Below are 18319 nucleotides of genomic sequence, written 5' to 3'. Positions count from 1 at the left end.
GCCACCAAAATTTATTCTTACTTTCCAACGGTTACGAACTCTTGCCGAAAATGGGCTCTTCGTGCGTACAGGCCTACTTGAAGGGCATCTCGACGGGGGACTTCAGCGAAGCGCTGGCGGCGCTTCTGGGCCCTGATGCCGAGGGGCTGTCCTCATCGACCATCACACGACTGAAGGTTGCGTGGTGGGAAGAATACGAGACTTGGCGCAAGCGCAACCTCAAGGGCAAGCGCTACGTCTACATCTGGGCGGACGGGATCTACTTCACGCCGCGTCTGGACGGCGATCGCCAATGTATGCTGGTGATTATCGGTGCGGATGAATACGGCGAGAAGGACGTTCTGGCTATCATGGACGGGTTCCGGGAGAACGCGGACAGCTGGCGCGACCTGCTGAACGGGTTGAAGAAGCGCGGTCTGGTGGTGCCGCCGGAGCTCGCCATTGGTGATGGTGCGCTTGGATTTTGGACCGCGCTGAGGGATGTCTTTCCCACGACCCGCGAACAACGATGCTGGGTTCACAAGACCGCCAATGTCACCGGCGCAATGCCAAAAGCGCTGCACGAAAAGGCGAAGTCTGATCTCCAGGATATCTGCCCTCTCGGGCATGCAAGCATGCCCTGCCGGGTAATAGATGGCTGAGACCAAGAAGGAGGCCAACGCGGCCTTCGATCTCTTCGTGGAAACTTATGGCGTGAAGTACGAGACGGCCGTCGCCAAACTGGTCAAAGACCGCGCAGAACTGCTGGCCTTCTACGACTTCCCAGCCGAGCACTGGAAGCACATCAGGACTACGAACCCGATTGATAGCGTCTTTGCCACGGTGCGCAACTGGACACGGAAAACCAGAGGATGCCTGAACCGCAAAACCGCCCTTGCCATGGTCTTCAGGTTGATGATGTCAGCCAAGAAGAAGTGGCGGAAAATATCCGGGCCAAGCCGGCTGCCCGAGGTCATTCAGGGGGTTGAGTTCAAGGACGGGATCAAGCAACTTCAAAACGCCGCCTGATGACGGCCGTCACCAACTTCTGGGCATATCTCCACTCGCTGCGTCAAAAGCCCCTGGCTCTGATGGGCCTGACTTACCGTGACCAGCTGTTTCCACGCCAAGCCTTCCGCGATCTCTTCGACATGATGCTGGAGAAGACATCCGACAAGCAGGCCTGTCGCATGATCGTGGATATTCTGGCGCTGGCCCACGATCGTAGCTGTGAAGCCGAGATCGCCGCACAGATCGAGGAAGACCAAGCTGCATAAGTTCTGACTCTCGGGGGATTCCCAACACACCAAAAGTCTGACTCTATGATGGTATGTCTGGGAGGGCGTGACCATGGGTACAGCGATTGAATTACGGGCGGATTTTGAGGGCAGAGGGTTAAGGCGACTGGCGCGGAAGACCAAGAACGCGAGCCAAAGCCGCAGGCTGTTGGCGCTGGCCGAGATTTGCGATGGCGGCAGTCGGGGCGATGCGGCGCGGATCGGGGGCGTGGGTCTGCAGATCGTGCGCGACTGGGTCCTGCGGTTCAATGCTCGGGGCGCGGATGGGCTGATTAATGGTAAGGCACCAGGCCAGCGGCCCAAACTGAACGAGACCCAACGCCAGGCGCTTGTAACAATCGTGGAGAGTGGTCCGCCCCCTTCGATCCATGGGGTTGTGCGTTGGCGCTTGAGCGATCTGGCGCAGTGGCTTCACGCTGAATTTGCGGTCTCGCTTGACGAAACGACCGTGAGCCGGGAGCTCAGGAAGCTGTGGTATGTCAAGCTCACGGCGCGGCCACGCACCATGCATGCGCAAGACACCGAAGGGCTGGAGGCGGTTAAAAAGGGGGCTTCGCAACAGAGCTGTATGCGTCCGGTTAAGGCGCGGTTTCAGGCTTTTTCGGTCAGCCAGTTCCACGGCGTGAGTTCTTCGAGGCGATTTATCTTGTGATCTGGCAGTCGCTGGAGGACCCATGTGAGCCAGGCTTCGGGATTGACGTTGTTCATCTTGGCCGTCTCGACGAGAGTGTACGCGATGGCGGCTGCCTTTCCGCCGCCGATGGACCCCATGAATAGATAATTTTTTCGGTTATGCAGAGGTCTCCATAATCGCAAATCATGGCTCTTCGCCGGGTCTGAGCGCGGCGGACAGCGCGCCGCCGCCATGTATTCCTTGATCGGCACGGCAAAGTTGAACGATATCGAGCCGCAGGCCTGGCTCGCAGACGTCATCGCGCGCATCTCCGACATGCTGATGTCACGCCTGCACGAGCTTCTGCCTTGGGAATGGCACACAGCAAGCCAGCCTGACTGCAGCCCTCGGCGGATGCTTGCGATGTATCGGATATTGGCGGCGCAGGGCGAAGTTGCCGAACGCCGCCGTCAGCGCACTCCCGTCTATCAAAAGCCTGAACTTCTAGCTGAAGCCCCCAATCAGGTCTGGTCTTGGGATTGCCTCGCAGCGTCGCATCAAAGGAGTGGGCGAATATCCCGGAATACGCACTTCATAACCGCTGCTCTGAGGGAGGGATGGTCAGCGTCACCACAGCACCGCATTCGGTTGAATTTATGGTGACCTCACCACCAAAAGAAGCGGCCCTACTGACCATATTAACAATACCATGTCCGCGTCGATGTTCTTCACAGAAGGGTCGTCCACCAGTGTTTGTAATAATTATCTTGTATTCATCATCGTTATTGTGTGCCAGCACGCTAAGATGCGTGCAACCTGCGCGTACAACAGCATTATGAATCGCTTCCTGAATGATACGGACGATATTCATCAGCACTTTGGGATCTATCTTACCATAATTCAACAATGCTAGATTGGACCATTCAACGTTGACGCCAATAGTGCGCAGTGGATCAGTCATTTGTTCTCGAAGGGACCCAAGGGCAATTGTCAAAGAATGTTGATCGGCTGGCCTTGCCTCAAGGATGACACGAATCTCGTTTACAGCGTATCGTGCCAATTGGTTAATTTTCTGCAATGTTGGCTCTACAGCTTTCTCAGATAAGGCATTTATAATGCCCATATAGGTAAGTACTCCATCGTGAAGCTCTCTTGTGAGCCTAGTCTGCTCAGTCGCTACAGTCGCTTCCTTGATGAGCCGCGCAGAGTTCTCAAACTCTGATTTAAGAGTTTCACTTTGGTCTGCCAACGCGTCTGTCAGGATCTTGTTGGCGCTGGCTAATTGCTCTTTCGAACGGAGAATGACTTGGGTGAATGTCGCAGAGAGTATTATAACCAAAAGAGAAGAGCTCAAGATTGCCGTTACGCCAGCCACGTTCAAAACAGCAATTCTGAACAGGAAATCATGCAAAATGGCCGAGAACATGACTGTCAAAGACAGTGCCCAAAAGCCGATCTCAATACGCAATGATTTAATGTAGCTTAATATGCCCTGAACGCTAAACGCGAATAGGCCAAGAACAAGTGCTGGCACTGCAAAGAATAAGTTATATGTTGCAACATCAAATATTCCAAAAACCATCAATATGGGCGGGGAAAGACAAATCACAATCAGGAAGAAAAATCTGGAGCTAGATATTGGGGGCGGTTTATTTGAGTAAATATAGCCAAAATACTCATTTAATGCAATAACCATTACAGGTAATGTAGATAATACAAATTTACTCAAAGGAAAAAGACTTGGGATTATGCCAGACAGAGATCCAATGCCCATAAATACTAAAAAGGTCAAAATAAGGATTGGCGCGATCGCTTCCCTGCCAAGTGCTCGAAAAATAAATGAAATGATCAATAAGATAAGAAGGACAGACTGCGCGCCGAGCAAGCCTATTCGGTAAGTATCATAGTAAATCCTTGTTTTTAAAATTGGCACGCTGAACGTATCTACATTTCCTATGTAAATGTTCGAAATTGAAGAAAGTCCTCTGTGGGAAGGCGTGAGTTCAAAGGAAATTTTGACTTCACCATATTGGTTTGGTGGTTTCATCAGGCTGGGTGCGCGTATCTCAACCAGTGCGTATGATAGCTGCGTGACAGATTTTGACCCATCCTTAACTTCGCTGTCAAAAATCAAACTGTTACCTAGCCATAATTTTAGCCGCCCAACGTGAAATGGAAAATAAAGATATTTATCATCTTCCCAGCCCAGGGAGACCGTGAAAAACCCCGTGAGAGGAGATGCACTGAGCGGATCACTTTCGAACCTGGAATGGGGTAAAAGTACGCTTCTGGACCCGCCTTCCAGGCTGGTGTAAAACATGACCTTCTGGTCGTATTCAGCAACATGGGTAAGATATTTTGGGAAGTTAAAAATTGCGATGGGCGCAAGAACAATCAAAATCAGGAATGCGACTCTTCTGACGAGTCCTGAAGCGCTCTTTGTCATTTTATTATTCCGATGGCCCGCGCTTCGTAGACGGCCTCAGATCTGTTGTTTGCATGCAGTTTCTTGTAGATACTTCTGATATGCACCGGGACTGTTTGGGCTGAAATGTTTAGTACGCCTGCTGTTTCAGCATAGGACAGCCCCTTTGCAATCAGATCCAAAATTTCAGTTTCGCGCTTTGTAATGTTGGTATTGGGCTTTGAACTTGGTTCCGATGACCCTGGTAGCGGCGCTAAGCTTGCGTCCTGAATGCGACGCACAAGAACATAGGCAATAGATGAAGATATAGGCGACTGTCCTTCAATGGCCATTTTGATCGCGTCTATAATCTGTAGCGATGAATCGTCTTTGTGCAAATATCCTATCGCCCCAAATTCAAGTGCCTCCATGATGGATTTTCCATCAGACAAGGCAGAGATAACGATCACCAAACCGTTGGGATTGATCTGCTTGAAAAGTCGTATGCTGTCGATGCCAGAGCCATCCGGCAGGTGCAAGTCTGCGAGCAGGATATCAATATGACTTTCTCGCAGTATTTCCTCACAGCGCGCAACGGTAGCGGCTGCCTTTACCTCTTGGCAAATTTCGGACTGCTTTAGAATAGCAAATAGCCGGTTGCGCAGCACTTCGTTGTCTTCAAGGACCATTACATGAGTCAATTCTAAGCCCCTCAAAAAAACATATTTGGCGTCATACCCTAGCCAAAAATGTCGTCAAATCTACCCGTAATCAGCAGCTATACCATGTGCATGGTAGAGACAGTGATGCAGAAATATCCGATAGTACGATGTGGTATGTTCAGAGGAAAAATTAGAATGAAGTTCACATCAAATTTACGTAATAGTACGGCGACAGCGGCCTTGTTGCTTGCCTTTGGGGCCTCTGGCGCTTTGGCGCAGGCGACCTCAGATACCAACATGGGTGCGAGCGAAACCATTGTAACATCAGCGACCTTTACAGCTGGAAACGTACAAGAGTTGACCGCAACGCCCTCTGCGACAACAAGCAACAACAATGTGAATATCAGCCTCACGGTTAGTGACGCCATTGCTGATGTCGTTACAGCAGCGGCACCGGCGACGAACAACCTGACCACTGCGTCCGCCACAGGGAACTCCTCGACAGCTGCTGCAGAATTGTTGTTCTCGCCAAGCACTGCAGGAGACACAGCGGCTGTTGGAACGCTTCAGTCAGTTGAGGCCGATGTTACTGCGCTCTCATCGTCTGATACGCATTCTATTGTTATTGAAAATACAGGCACTGGGATACGCACTCTGACGGGGACAAGCCTGTCCGATAATAATGATATCACAGCCGCAGCAACCGGCAACAACGCGACATCCACCATCACCGCGGCAAGTGGTCTTGACCTTGTGGAAGCAACAGCTGGACAAGCCAGCCTGGATATTGACTCCTCGTTGGTGGCAGCAGCCGATAATGATGTTGCTGGTGATCTGATCGTCAGCTCTTCGCAAGAAATCGATGGTGACCGGACGTTGGACGCTACCGTAGGCGGGGCTGCAACGACAACTCTTGTTGAAGGCCTCGATGGCGCGACAGTTACTGTATCCAACAGTGATCAAGCATCAACCACAATTGGCAATTCGGCCACAAGCAGCATTTCTTCCCTGGATACAACTGCAAGCATAACGGCTTCAACAGCCGTCAGCAATTTGCAGACAATCGTACCAACTGCCACTTCATCAATTTCTGCGACGACAACAAGCTCGACCATTGAAATCCAGAGCGGTGTTGACTCAAACGGTAATGCAACTGGAGACGTAACCAACACTACGATCTCTGTTGCAGGCAACGATCAGACTGCAGGTGCTACAGGCAGTGTAAGCACGCAATCGATCACATTAGATGCAAGCAGCATCACGGGTGAAGGTGCTGCTGCTGTCATTAGTGACGCAGATACCGCCGCAGATGGTAAGACACAGTTGTCAGCAGCTGGCGACTCCATCATCGGGAACGTACAGACAATTGATTCGGGTGTAACTGTTTCCGGTACAGTCTCGGGAAACAACATCGGTTCTGTTGTTGCTGGTCTTGATGATGGTACTGTTACAACCTCGACACTCGAAGTAACAGGCAACCGTCAGGCGGCAAGTGCCACGGGTGTTTCCACCAGCAACGCGCTGTCGCTTACCTCCGGCGCGACGATGAGTGCAGCAGGCGCCGTGGGCTCCGTGCAGGAAGTTGATGGGTCCGTCACTGCAGCAACCACTTCAAATAGCATCACCAATGCTATTAATATCACTGATAATCTTGATGATAGCAGCATGCGTACAACCGCAAATGCGGTTACGTCAGCTGCAACGGGTGCAAGTGCAACCAATTCACTTTCAACCACAAGTGCAACCAACAATCTAAGTGTTGTAACGAATGCTGGGACTGTACAAAACAGTGCTGCTGCGGGTGCGGCCGACCAATACTCGGTTACTGCAGGTCAGGCACTGACCAATGACCAGTCGATGGCATCTACGGCCGTTGTGTCTGCAGAAACGACAGCAAATCAGATACTGACCCAAGCAGGGCAGGATGCGAACGATTCCACTGTTATAACGGATAACAACAGGATGTCGGCGTCTGCTACGGCCAACTCAGCTGACAACGGCATCTTGCTTTCGTTCAACAATCTGGTTGGAACAGCTTCTGGTGCAGGCACTGGTGTTATTGCTGCCGCCGCGAACGAACAGACGCTTGCGGACAATGCAACCGTGACAGCACGTGTTGTTGGTACGGGCGGTGTTCCAATTCTCACCGCTTTTGATAGTGATGTATTCCGCTCAAGTGTTTCCACATCCGGAAACACCGTGTCTGCATCCGCCAGTGGCAACGTGACCAGCGGCAATAATGTTGTTGTGGATGCAACAAATATCACATCGGGCAGTGAGGCGGCGCCAAGTATTGTCGCAGCCACTGGCGCTCAAACGACAACAGGTTCTTTTGTTGCGGCCTCCACACAGCTTTCCGGAGCTGATATTTTGGCGAGCCAGAGAGACTCTGGGGGGACAACATCAAACACCATCAGAACGACTTTCGGAAATGACATTGAAGATAGCTCCACAGTTGTATCTGATGACAACGTGTTGAGTGCGGTTGCAACAGCGAACAGCGCCAATAACGCAGTTCAGTTGGGTGATGCGAATACTGCAACCGTTGCAGCTTCCGGCACGGTTGCAAACTATCAGGCCACCGCTGCTGCAGGATCTGTAACTGCAGAGATCGGCATCACAGGGTCCGATCCAGTTGCGGGGTTCACTTCTTTGAATGCTGCGACTGCTCCGTCTACCGCGTCCGATATCAACTATAATAGTGGTACCGGTGTCGTAACAATTGCCATCAATCCTGTAACAATTACGTTCGATCAAGCCCTGACAACAGAGGAAGCTACATCTCTGAACAACCTCGGTTGGACCGCAACTGCTGGAAGCACTACGGTTATTGCTCCTGTTGGAACATACAACATAACTGGCATCCTTACCTCTCTAACTTTGATTGACCCCACCGCTGGTGGTGGTGCCGATACTGACGAATCTTTCACAGTAGCAGGCTTTACAGGTTCTGGGTCGTCTGGTGTCGTCAACGGCGCTGGTGTGATTGTGTCGGTCTCCGGCGGAGACGGTATTACCGACTCGACCGTTTCTGTGTCTGGCAACACGGCAGTGGGCGAAGTGACGGGTAACGTTGCGACCAACGTAACCTCTGCAACGGCCACAACTGTGACCGGCTTGTCGGCAACGGCAACCAGCATCAATGCTGCGGATTTTGATGTTGCCCCCGCTAATGCCGATTTGGCGACAGCAAGCTTGCAGGATAGTGCCTCGGCCCTGTCATCTGATGTTGCTGCAACATTTGCGATCCTCAGCGATGGGGAGATCGATGTCGTTGCAGACTCAACGCAAACTGTGTCTGATAACCTTCAGCAATCCTATGCGACGGCAAACCGGGCGACAAACAGTGTCAACCTGACGGCAACCAATACGGACGCCGACACCGCACTTGAGAGCGCTCAGCGGTCGACGGCAACCGTATCAACAACATCCGATCTGGATGTTGTTGCAAATGCTGGCGGCACAACTTTCTCACTCGCGATGGAAGGCAACGTAAACCAGTCGGTTGCGAACGGGAACGTGGCGACGAATGCCACAACAGTGGATGTGACCAACGCGACAGCAACCGGAGCGGTGGATGCAACGATTGCTCTGACGACTCTCACGGCTGACGCGAACAACGCATTGGCTTCTCTGCAGTCGGTTTCCGCAAACGTCACAGCCTCGGCTACGACGGATGTCTACAACCAAGACGTCACACGCACTGGTGGAAACGAGATTATCAGTAGTGACGTCTCGCTCAGCAGCAACTCCACGATTGCACAGGCAACTGGCAACAATGGTACGCAAACACTGACCTTGGGTGATGCTGGAACGGCCAACATGGACCGCACTGGTGTTCTGGTGAACAACCAGGCTGTCACGAGTGCTGCGACAGTGTCGTCGACGGTTAATCAAGATGTCGATGTCACCCTCAGCAACACAGGTTCCATCCCGATCCAATCCAGCAGTGTGTCTCTTGATGGTAATCAGACCACAGCTCTGGCTCGGAGCAACGTGGCGAGCAATACGCTGACAGTTGATGGGAACAGCATTGATGCGGGTGCAGGCACGGATGCATCTTTCACTGATGGTGGCACTACAACTGCAGCCTATGTGCTTGGATCAACCCAGGATAACGATGCTGCAGTCGCAGCCACGACATCACAGTCCAGAGTGGCAGTTGATGTATCTGATACTGGCGCAACGAGCTCAGGTGGCGGCGTTCTGAACTCCACAGTGTCCTTGGCTGGCAATGTCTCTTCTGCAACGGCTCTCGCCAACTCTGTGGTGAACGCCGTGTCTGTTGGGGCGAATGCATCAAACGTGGATGCAGCGACAGAGCTGTTGAGTGAGCAGGACAACAGTGGTGCTGTCACGGCCACAGGTGGATCCGCGGTGGTCGTGGATGTCGATGTGACCGGTGGTGCCACGCCAACTGGGATCAATGGCAGCAGCGTTATGCTGTCCGGCAACGTCAGTGCGTCCAGCGCTACAGGTAACCAAGCGCAAAACTCTCTGACAACGTCTGGCGCTAACATCGTATCAGGAGCTGCTGGTACAAATGCCGCTGCTGACTCCTCTGGCGCGTTCACAACAGCAAGCGGCGGTAATCTGGTCTTAAACAGCCAGGATAACACTGGCGCCATCGACTCGACCAACACAGCCAACACCGTAACCATCTCTAGCGCTACAGTGGATGGAACAGTAGCGGGTTCCGGCGCGGCAGCATCAGGCAGCACGCTTGGTGTAACGGGCAATGTGACCGAAGCCCGTGCCTCGGCCAACCTGGCGACCAACTCCAGCATCACCATCGGTGGGGCCGGAACTGCATCGCTAGACTCAACGGCTCTGGTCATGAATTCCCAGACCAACGGTTCTGCAGGCACAGTTGACGCTTCAGCATCGACGAACACGACAGTGAGCCTGTCTGGTACAACCGACGCGACAGCTTTGAACACTGGCACTGCAATGGTAGAGGGCAACAGCACTCTTGCACTTGCGCGTGGTAACGTGGCGCAGAACACTGTGGTTGCGAATGGTGCAAATGTCACTGGAGGTGTAAGCCCAGCAGGCTTGAACTCCACCGCTGGCGTACTTGGTGGCGTGCTTAATGCTTCCTTCGGTGTCTTCAATGAACAGTCTCAGGCGGCTGCAATCAACGCGACATCAAGTGGTACAAACTACCAGGTTAATACGACCTCTGGTACACGTACACTCGGTACATTGGGTCTCGCTCTCAATGGAGCATCAGCAACCGTGTCTGGCAATTCGATCAATGCGTCAGCCTTCGGTAACGTTGCAACCAACAGCGTAACGCTCGCATCTCTGTCAACTGCGGCAAACGACTCCAGCGCAGCAGTCTTTAATGCACAGTCTAACAGTGGTGCAATCACGTCGCTGGCGACGGGTGCCACAATCGGTTCCTTCTCGACTGGCGGCGTCGTGAGCGCATCGGTTGGTGTGTCTAACAACAGCATCTCCGCGAGCTCTATCGGTAACTTTGCATCCAGCACTGTCACACGCACAGACCGCTAAAAACGGTCAAAAGACAAAGGCCCCCGTCTATCGGGGGCCTTTTTTGTTCTGCAGAACCAAATCACACAAACATAAGGACGTCTCAGGGATCATGCGAAACATCTTTTCAACCCTTACGACAGCTCTCACTTTAAGCATTGCTACTCCTGCTTTGGCCGCAACATCTGATGGTGAATTTGCCGTTTACGGATGGGGCGCACGTGATTGCAACACGATCATGACCCTTCTGAATGGTGAGCAAGCTGCTCAAGCCAAAGCCCAATTAGCAGAATGGATATCGGGCTTTATTTCGGCTCAAAACAGGATGGCAGAAGGCTTGTACGATATTACCCCTGTCAAGTCTCACTCTCCAATGGTGAGCCTCGCCCAAAACATTTGCGCCAATAATCCTGATCAGCTTTTTGAAAACGTGGTGTTTGCAATGGTTGAGAGTTTTTCTGCGCTAGAGTTGACTGAAAACAGCCCACTCGTGCAATTGTCCCATAATGGACAAGCTGTTTCAGTAAACGAAGAAACTGTACGTCGCGTTCAGAAAATATTGATTGCAGATGGTAAGTTACCAACAGGCTCTGATGATGGTAAATTTGGGCCCCAGACAGCACTGAGCATTGAAGCTTGGCAAGGCGAAGCCGATATAACGGTTAATGGACTGCCAGACATGGTAACATTGTTTTTGATGGCCAAGCAGGCCACTCAATAGATTAAACGATAGCTGGGGGATGAAGAGGAAACTTGCTCTGAATCTCCCACCGTTTCTTGCTTGAAAAATGCGCAACTGTACTGTTTATCTCAACGCTGTATGATTGATACTTATAGTGCTTATATGATATGTATAACTCATCCTACCTGCTGGTAAATGGAGATCCACATGTTTGAAAATGTAGTCGCGCTTGATAGTAAAGTGCATGCAGACCACCGATTGAAACGTTCTAACAGCTTTGCGTTTGCCAAAAATGTTTTAGGCGCGCCCTTGGCTATGAGTGAAATCACTAAAGCTAGTCGTGAGTACCCAATCTTCTTTCCAACATCAGGTAGGTTTTTGCCAGTTGCTCAAATGGGCTATCGCAAAGATGGTAACCTTTATCTCGACAAAGAAAACCAGTGGTCGGCCCGCTACATACCCGCTCATATACGCCGATTTCCATTTGTCATGGGTGAAAAGAAAGAATTGGGCGAATATCTTATCATGATTGTGAAGGACCGAATTTCCACGAATGCGGATGGCGAGGTTCTTTTTAAAGATGGGTCAATTCCCACAGGTGGTGCTGTAGATCGAGCACGCACCTTCCTAACAGATTTTCAAAAAGAACTGATCAATACAGAAGCGCTCCTTAAACCATTACAGGACGCAGATATTTTGGTTCCAAAAGTCTACAAAGTTGAAGAAGGTGGAAAACTTCTTGGTACGGTCACAGACCTTCAAGTTGTGGATGCCGAAAAACTTGCGGCTCTTGACGATGTAACTTTGGCTGCATGGGTTCGCAGTGGGTTGATGGGTGTTATCATGGCGCACCTGCAGAGTTTGGACAATTGGAACAGTCAAAAAAGCTTGTCCGTGTCTAAATCTCCTGGCGACTAAAATGCTAATCATAGTTTGCGGGCGGCTTAATCAGCCTTTGATCTCTGCTGAAATTTAAATGGACATTGACCCTGTTTTTGGACAATTTTCTTGTTGGCCCTATGCGGCCTTTTTCTGAGTCATATTTTCAAAGGCCTAGTTTTGGGTTTCGTATCGGATTCCTTAATGACTTAGGCCGTGTTGACAAAAGGGATTCCCATTGGGTGCTGACCGTGATTCAAGCTGTTATCTGTGATGGAGACCAGCTTGGCACGAGACCTGATGTTAGACGAGGAATGGGCGTTCTTTGAACGGTTTATTCTGGCAGTCCGTGCGCCGAACGGGCGCAAACCAACCAACCACCCCGAGACTGTGCCGAATTTTGTGCCTGACGCGTTTTTTTACGCCATTGGGAAGCGGTCTTCGAACATGATGGCAAGCTGACTTCTGACAGCGTGCCATTCGCGCACCGAACGCTTCCATTCGGTGGATGTAGCATTGAGCGCCAGATAGATCAATTTCGCTGCTGCCTCATCGCTTGGGAAGTGACCGCGGGTTCGGACGGCGCGCCGGATCTTCGAATTCAATGCCTCAATGGAATTCGTGGTGTAGATCAGCCTGCGCACCTCGGGCGGGTAGTCGAGGAACGGGATCACCTCGTTCCAGGCCCGGCGCCAGCTCGGTGCGATGGCCGGATACCGCCTAGCCAGATCGCTCTCCTCGAACTCTGCCAGAGCGGCCTCGGCCGCGTCGGCATCCACCGCCGTGTAGATCGTCTTTAGCGCCGTGGCGACGGCCTTGCGGTCCTTGTAGCTGGCAAAGCTCATGGAATGGCGCAGCAGGTGAACGATGCAGGTCTGGACCTGGGTCTGGGGAAAGGCCGCTTCGATGGCCTGCGGGAAGCCCTTCAGCCCATCCACGACGGCGATCAGGATGTCCTTGTATAGGGCGGTTGCAAATTAGGCCACGGTAGCGCCGGTATTTTGCCGGGGCGGGCGGCGCAAAAGTCGTCCACTTTTGCTCTCACTGTCTTTGCAGGGAGGGCCGGAGGATTTTCACCGTGGAAGTATATTTAGCCGTGCGCCGCGCGCATTTCGATGAGGGGCGCAGCAAACGTTCGATCGCCCGTGATTTTGGCCTTGCCCGTGGAACGGTCGACAAGATGTGCGCGTATTCGTCTCCCCCTGGTTACCGCCGGAGCCAGAAAGTTCGGCGCCCGAAGTTGGAAGCCTTCACCGATACAATTGACCAATGGCTTCTGGAGGATCAGAACCGTCCGAAGAAGCAACGCCATACGGCGAAGCGGATCTTTGAACGGCTCCGTGAGGAAGAAGGCTTTACCGGCGGTTATACGACCGTGAAGGACTATGTTCGGGGGCATCGTCAAAAAGCGCGGGAGATGTTCATTCCACTCGCCCATCCTCCGGGTCACGGGCAGGCCGATTTCGGTGAGGCCGTTGTCATCCTGGGGGGCGTGGAACAGAAGATCCACTTTTTTGCCTTTGACCTGCCCTACAGCGATGCATGCTATGTGCGGGCCTATCATGCGGCGACAACAGAAGCCTGGATGGACGGGCATGTTCACGCCTTTGAGTTCTTCGGGCGCGTGCCGCTCTCGGTGGTCTATGACAATGACAGCTGCCTTGTTGCGAAGATCGAAGCCGGAGGGCGGCGTCGGCGGACGCAGATGTTCACGGAGATGTTGTCACACTACCTTTTTGATGATCGCTACGGCCGCCCGGGCAAGGGGAACGATAAAGGCAATGTCGAAGGTCTGGTGGGCTGGTCCCGGCGCAACCTGATGGTGCCGCTGCCGGAATTCCCTGATCTGGACAGCTTCAATGTCTGGCTCGAAGAACAATGTCTGACACGGCAGTCGGCTGTCTTGCATGGGCACCGGGAGACGATCGGGGAACGGCTGAAGCGGGATCTGGCTGCCATGTCGCCACTCCCTGCAATGCCTTACCAAGCCTGCCACAAGGCAACGGGCCGGGTCAGCTCCCAATCTCTGGTGCGCTACAAATCCAATGATTACTCGGTTCCCAGCACCTATGGCTTACGGGAGGTGACGATCCGTGCGTTTGTGGATGTGGTCGAAATCGGCTGTGGTGGTGGGGTCATCGCCCGTCACGCCCGCTGCTACGAGCGCGAACAAATGATCTTCGACCCTGTGCATTACTTTGCCCTTCTGGAGACGAAGCCCGGGGCCTTGGACCAAGCCGCCCCTTTGGTCGATTGGGAGATGCCCGACGAGCTGCAAACCCTGCGTCGCCTAATGGAAGCGAGACATGCCCGCCAAGGGCGCCGAGAGTTCATTCAGGTGCTTCGGCTCCTGGAAAGCTTTGATCTGCCGCACAGTGATGCCTGCTTCGTGCGGGCCTATCCGGCGGCCACCGCCGAGGCCTGGGTCGACGGCCACGTCCACGCCTTTGCCTTTTTCGGCAAGGCACCTGTCTCGGTTCTCTACGACAACGACAGGTGCCTGGTTGCGAAGATCCTGCCGGACGGAACGCGCAAGCGGGCGACGCTCTTCAGCGGGTTCCTGTCACATTACCTGTTCCGTGATCGCTACGGCCGTCCCGGCAAGGGTAATGACAAAGGTAACGCGGAGGGCCTGGTTGGCTACTCCTGTCGCTGTGCCCTAATTAATCAGAATCGTGTCTGAAATTGCCCCCTGAAATCAATGGCGGTTTGTACCCTTAATTTTCATATTGTACCGTTAATTAGCATACTGTATCCTTATTTGCCGTACGGTCTAAGCTATGGATAAGTGTCGATCTATTGGGGAGGGGGATTTGCGTGGTAAACGAGCGTCTTGCGAAACATCGTGCAGCGGTTCTTCGGCCGATCCTGGAGCTCGAGAAGAGGGGTGAGCCGATCAGCGCTGCTATAGGGGACGCCGCTTGGGAACTCGGCTTGGCGAAAAGCCATACATGGTCGCTCTACCGGCGTCTGAGAGAGAACGATGCACGTGCCACGGCGTTGGAGTTGGACCGTCGCGGGCCGAAACCGGGGTCGAAACGGATCGCTCAAGACGTCGAAATCATCATCGATGAGAGTCTGCAGCGCTACTATCTGGTTCGTGAGCGTTCGAGCTTTCTTCGCATCTGGCGCGAGATCCGTGCCGAGTGCGAAGCGAAGGGGTTTCAGCCCCCGACCCGGAAAACGGTCAAAGCCCGTCTCGACGCGATGGATCAGCGAGTGGTCTTCCGGAAACGGCGCGGGGCAGAGGAGGCTGACAAGGTTTTTGCCGCGCGTCCTGGCCGCCTTGAAGTTTCAGCCCCGCTGGAAGTCGTTCAGATCGATCATACAACTTCGGACATCACGTTGGTCGATCACGTCAATCGACTGCCGCTTGCGCGCCCCTATCTGACGGTGGCCATCGATGTCGCGAGCCGGATCGTTCTCGGGGTACATGTCACTTTCGATGAGCCCTCTGTTTTGTCGATCGCCCTGTGTCTCGATCACTGTGTGCGCCGAAAATTGGTGCACGTTCCTGGAACAATGGAAGAGCTGGTTTGGCCGACGGCTGGCATTCCGAAGGCGATCCACGTCGACAATGCGCAGGAATTCCACAGCGACTCCTTCAGAATGGCCTGCGAAGATTGGGGCATTGCCGTCGAGTATCGTCCGCTTGGCGGCAAACACTATGGCGGCCATGTCGAACGGTTGATCGGAACGACCATGGGTGCCGTTCACGTGCTGCCCGGGACGACACATTCTTCAATCGTCGAGAAGGGCGATTATGACAGCGAGAAGCACGCGGCCCTGACACTGACCGAGTTCGAGGATTGGCTTCATCTGGAAATCTGCCGCTACCACAATACGGTTCACGAAGCCCTCGGCCGAACGCCGTTGGCTGCCTGGGCTGACCTCGGCGGGGATACTGCGGGGCGGCAGGTCGTTGACGTCGAAGCCTTTCGGACGAGCTTCTTGCCCTTCGAGTGGCGCCAGCTCGGGCGCACCGGGATCACGCTCTTCGGGGTCCATTACTGGAGTGACGTCTTCGCGTCGTTGGTCGGACGCGGGCAGGGCAAGGTGCAGGTGAAATACGATCCGCGAGACTTGTCGCAGGTCTGGGTCATCTCCGGTGACGGCCGTGTGATCCCGGCACGCTATCGGGATCTCAGCCACCCGCGGATATCGCTTTGGGAAAGTCGGCGGGCGCGGAAAGAATGGCAGGACAAACATGGCGGTCGGATCAACGAGCGGGTCCTATTCCAATTGATAGACGCGCAACGGCGGCTGGCCGAGGCGGCGCGCCAAAAGACGCGGACTGCCCGCTTGGAAAACGAAAGAGGTGCTCGGCTTCCCCGGCACAAACCGCGCCGCGATCCATCGCGCGAAATGTTCGCGATCGACACGGGCAATCCTGATCTGCCAACCTATGAGATTGATGAGTTTAATGACCCCAGACGAAAGAATTGACCGTATTCGCGGCGACCATTGGATTGCGTTTGACCGTGCCACCATCGTTCTCAACCGATTGACATCCCTGATGGAAATGCCGCAGCAAAGCCGGATGCCGGGGTTGATGGTCTATGGAAGCTCTGGCATCGGAAAAACGATGATCGCCAAGCGGATGGCGAGCAAATATCCAACGCAGTACAATGCCGATCTGGGCGTCACGAAGACACCCATCCTGCTGGTTCAGGCCCCGCCCGCACCAGACGAAAGACGCTTCTATCAGCACATCCTGGCGACGATTGGGGCGCCGATGTGGGGCCGGCATACCGTGTCCGAGCTCGAGGTGCGCGCGCTCAGTCATCTTCGGGACATGGACCTTAGGATGTTGATGATCGACGAGGTGCACAATCTGCTTGCTGGCAGCTACCGGGAGCAACGTCGTTTCCTGAACATGCTCCGGTTCCTCGCCAACGATCTCCGTGCCTCGCTCGTCGTCTTCGGTGTGAACGAAGCCCTGGAGGCGGTTCGAGGAGACGACCAACTGGCCCGACGTCTGGACGAACACTACCTGCCGCTTTGGGAAGATGATGTGGAGTTCTCTCGCCTAATCCAGACATTGATCGCGGCGATGGCGCTTGAGCAACGCTCGGGTCTGACGGTGGCGTCGCTTCGGACGATCCTGAAAGTGACCGGTGGCGTCACCTCGCGCGTGTTCATCATGATCAAGTCCCTGGCTATCGATGCGATCGAGACCGGAGAAGAGCGGATCACGGACGAAGCGGTTCAGGCCTGGCAACCGGTATGGACGAAGCACGCCTGGAGCATTCCTCGCCAGCCCGTTGCTGCATTCGGGTGAACGTCAGACCGCTACCGTTTCGGCCACCGCCGGTGCGCGATGAGCTCTTGACCAGCTGGATCGGTCGGTTGGCGAAGGCCAATCATTGCTCGGTAGCAGAGCTTTGTGGCTATCTGGGTTTGGGGCAGGGTAGGGTGCCTGAGCATGCGAGCGACCTACGGGTGGTGGACTGGGTGCGGCTTAGTGCTGTGCTTCAGCGGACCCGGGACGAGATCACCGCCATGACCCTTCTGGCCAAGATGCATCAATCCGCCCGATGCGTGTCGCCGCATGACTTCCAGTATTGTTCGGCCTGCGTGGAGAAAACGCCCGATCTGGTACTTCGGCATTGGCGCTTTGCGTGGTCGATGACCTGCGAGGTCTGTGGACAGACCCTCGCAACGAAGCGGCTAACCGAAGCCGTATCAGACCGGCTTCTTGCGCGCGCTGATCGCGGCGCGCAAGCTTTGAAAACGGCTGTCGCCACGAACGATCTCAGGCGGCTGCGCCGGATGGATTTGACCCTGCATGTCGTATCGATGCAGGACTTTGGCCGCTCAGCGTCCGTCATCTCCGCCAACGAGCGCGAAAGGTTGATGGCGCTCGCCGCAGTCGGTGTTGGCATGTCCCGTCCCTTGTTGGGGGCGGCCATCATCCTGCGAGGAAACGATCGGGCGGTCCGGGAATTGCGCCGCGCCTTTCCTCGGCATCGGCGGGTGATCGAGCGGATCCGTAGATTGTCGGAGAAACTTGATCGACGGCTTCCGGACCAACCTGAAGCAGTTCATGCGCCTAAGCAGGAAACACGTGAAACGAGCCGCCAAGGCGGATCCGAACGAGCTCTGCAGGCAGCTCGTCAGGCCATCTCCGAACTCGGACCGGACGCAAATCGTCAAGCGCTGCTGACGCGCGCCGATGCAATCTGGAGGCTCTCAAGTAGCGTCAAATCCTGAGGCGTGGAGCCTGTGGATATATTGTAATTAAGGGTACAAAAGTGCCCCCAAATGCCCTGAATCCGCAGAATCTGATTAATTAGGGCACAGTGA

The 18319-nt window shown here is 54.0% G+C and carries 10 protein-coding genes and 7 pseudogenes; 13 read left to right on the top strand and 4 right to left on the bottom strand.

Features of this window, described 5'->3' with window-relative positions:
• Window positions 1-74: 74 nt before the first annotated feature.
• From JZI28_RS23775 to JZI28_RS23765, 3 genes and pseudogenes are all read left to right on the top strand, one after another.
• Window positions 75-1008 (top strand): annotated as a pseudogene (locus JZI28_RS23775) (IS256 family transposase); the annotation flags it as partial.
• Window positions 1008-1256 (top strand): hypothetical protein, encoded by a 249-nt coding sequence (locus JZI28_RS23770; protein WP_375700405.1) that lies wholly within the window; start codon window positions 1008-1010, stop codon window positions 1254-1256. The pseudogene JZI28_RS23775 and the gene JZI28_RS23770, both read left to right, overlap by 1 nt.
• A gap of 73 nt (window positions 1257-1329) precedes the next feature.
• A complete protein-coding gene (locus tag JZI28_RS23765) occupies window positions 1330-1929 on the top strand; it encodes a transposase (RefSeq protein ID WP_375700404.1) in 600 nt (199 codons plus the stop codon).
• Here JZI28_RS23765 and JZI28_RS23760 read toward each other — a convergent pair.
• Window positions 1869-2066, bottom strand: a pseudogene (locus JZI28_RS23760) (transposase domain-containing protein); the annotation flags it as partial. The gene JZI28_RS23765 and the pseudogene JZI28_RS23760 overlap by 61 nt on opposite strands.
• Between JZI28_RS23760 and JZI28_RS23755 the strand changes: the two are divergent.
• A pseudogene (locus JZI28_RS23755) lies at window positions 2065-2268 on the top strand (transposase domain-containing protein); the annotation flags it as partial. The pseudogenes JZI28_RS23760 and JZI28_RS23755 overlap by 2 nt on opposite strands.
• Window positions 2269-2482: 214 nt before the next feature.
• Here JZI28_RS23755 and JZI28_RS23750 read toward each other — a convergent pair.
• Both JZI28_RS23750 and JZI28_RS23745 read right to left on the bottom strand, forming a co-directional pair.
• Window positions 2483-4336 (bottom strand): sensor histidine kinase, encoded by a 1854-nt coding sequence (locus JZI28_RS23750; protein ID WP_375700403.1) that lies wholly within the window; start codon window positions 4334-4336, stop codon window positions 2483-2485.
• Window positions 4333-4983, bottom strand: coding sequence for a response regulator (locus JZI28_RS23745; protein ID WP_375700402.1), 651 nt, complete (start codon window positions 4981-4983; stop codon window positions 4333-4335). The genes JZI28_RS23750 and JZI28_RS23745 overlap by 4 nt, the downstream gene beginning before the upstream one ends.
• 168 nt (window positions 4984-5151) lie before the next feature.
• Here JZI28_RS23745 and JZI28_RS23740 point away from each other — a divergent pair, with 168 nt between their 5' ends.
• From JZI28_RS23740 to JZI28_RS23725, 4 genes and pseudogenes are all read left to right on the top strand, one after another.
• Window positions 5152-10473 carry a beta strand repeat-containing protein gene (locus JZI28_RS23740; RefSeq protein WP_375700401.1) on the top strand — a complete coding sequence of 1774 codons (5322 nt, stop codon included), beginning with the start codon at window positions 5152-5154 and terminating at the stop codon, window positions 10471-10473.
• A gap of 91 nt (window positions 10474-10564) precedes the next feature.
• Window positions 10565-11173 (top strand): peptidoglycan-binding protein, encoded by a 609-nt coding sequence (locus JZI28_RS23735; protein WP_375700308.1) that lies wholly within the window; start codon window positions 10565-10567, stop codon window positions 11171-11173.
• Between the two features lie 168 nt (window positions 11174-11341).
• Window positions 11342-12052 carry a SapC family protein gene (locus JZI28_RS23730; protein ID WP_375700307.1) on the top strand — a complete coding sequence of 237 codons (711 nt, stop codon included), beginning with the start codon at window positions 11342-11344 and terminating at the stop codon, window positions 12050-12052.
• Window positions 12053-12286: 234 nt separating this feature from the next.
• Window positions 12287-12394: pseudogene (locus tag JZI28_RS23725) on the top strand (IS5/IS1182 family transposase); the annotation flags it as partial.
• A gap of 38 nt (window positions 12395-12432) precedes the next feature.
• Here the strand turns inward: JZI28_RS23725 and JZI28_RS23720 are convergent.
• Window positions 12433-12972: pseudogene (locus JZI28_RS23720) on the bottom strand (transposase); the annotation flags it as partial.
• A 119-nt stretch (window positions 12973-13091) separates the two neighbouring features.
• On the opposite strand from JZI28_RS23720, the pseudogene istA reads away from it, so the two are divergent.
• The 5 genes and pseudogenes from istA to JZI28_RS23695 form a co-directional block, all read left to right on the top strand.
• Window positions 13092-14381, top strand: a pseudogene (gene istA / locus JZI28_RS23715) (IS21 family transposase); the annotation flags it as partial.
• Window positions 14376-14660: pseudogene (locus JZI28_RS23710) on the top strand (IS21 family transposase); the annotation flags it as partial. The pseudogenes istA and JZI28_RS23710, both read left to right, overlap by 6 nt.
• Before the next feature lie 170 nt (window positions 14661-14830).
• Window positions 14831-16459 (top strand): Mu transposase C-terminal domain-containing protein, encoded by a 1629-nt coding sequence (locus JZI28_RS23705; protein ID WP_375700400.1) that lies wholly within the window; start codon window positions 14831-14833, stop codon window positions 16457-16459.
• Window positions 16437-17294, top strand: coding sequence for a TniB family NTP-binding protein (locus JZI28_RS23700; RefSeq protein WP_375700399.1), 858 nt, complete (start codon window positions 16437-16439; stop codon window positions 17292-17294). Before JZI28_RS23705 ends, JZI28_RS23700 begins: the two co-directional genes overlap by 23 nt.
• A complete protein-coding gene (locus JZI28_RS23695; RefSeq protein WP_375700398.1) occupies window positions 17240-18226 on the top strand; it encodes a TniQ family protein in 987 nt (328 codons plus the stop codon). Before JZI28_RS23700 ends, JZI28_RS23695 begins: the two co-directional genes overlap by 55 nt.
• Window positions 18227-18319 lie beyond the last annotated feature (93 nt).

Origin of the sequence: Pseudophaeobacter sp. TrK17 (assembly GCF_042192375.1) — a bacterium.
GTDB lineage: Bacteria > Pseudomonadota > Alphaproteobacteria > Rhodobacterales > Rhodobacteraceae > Pseudophaeobacter.
Note: the sequence above shows the minus strand (reverse complement) of the source record. Positions and strands in the feature narration are given on the sequence as shown.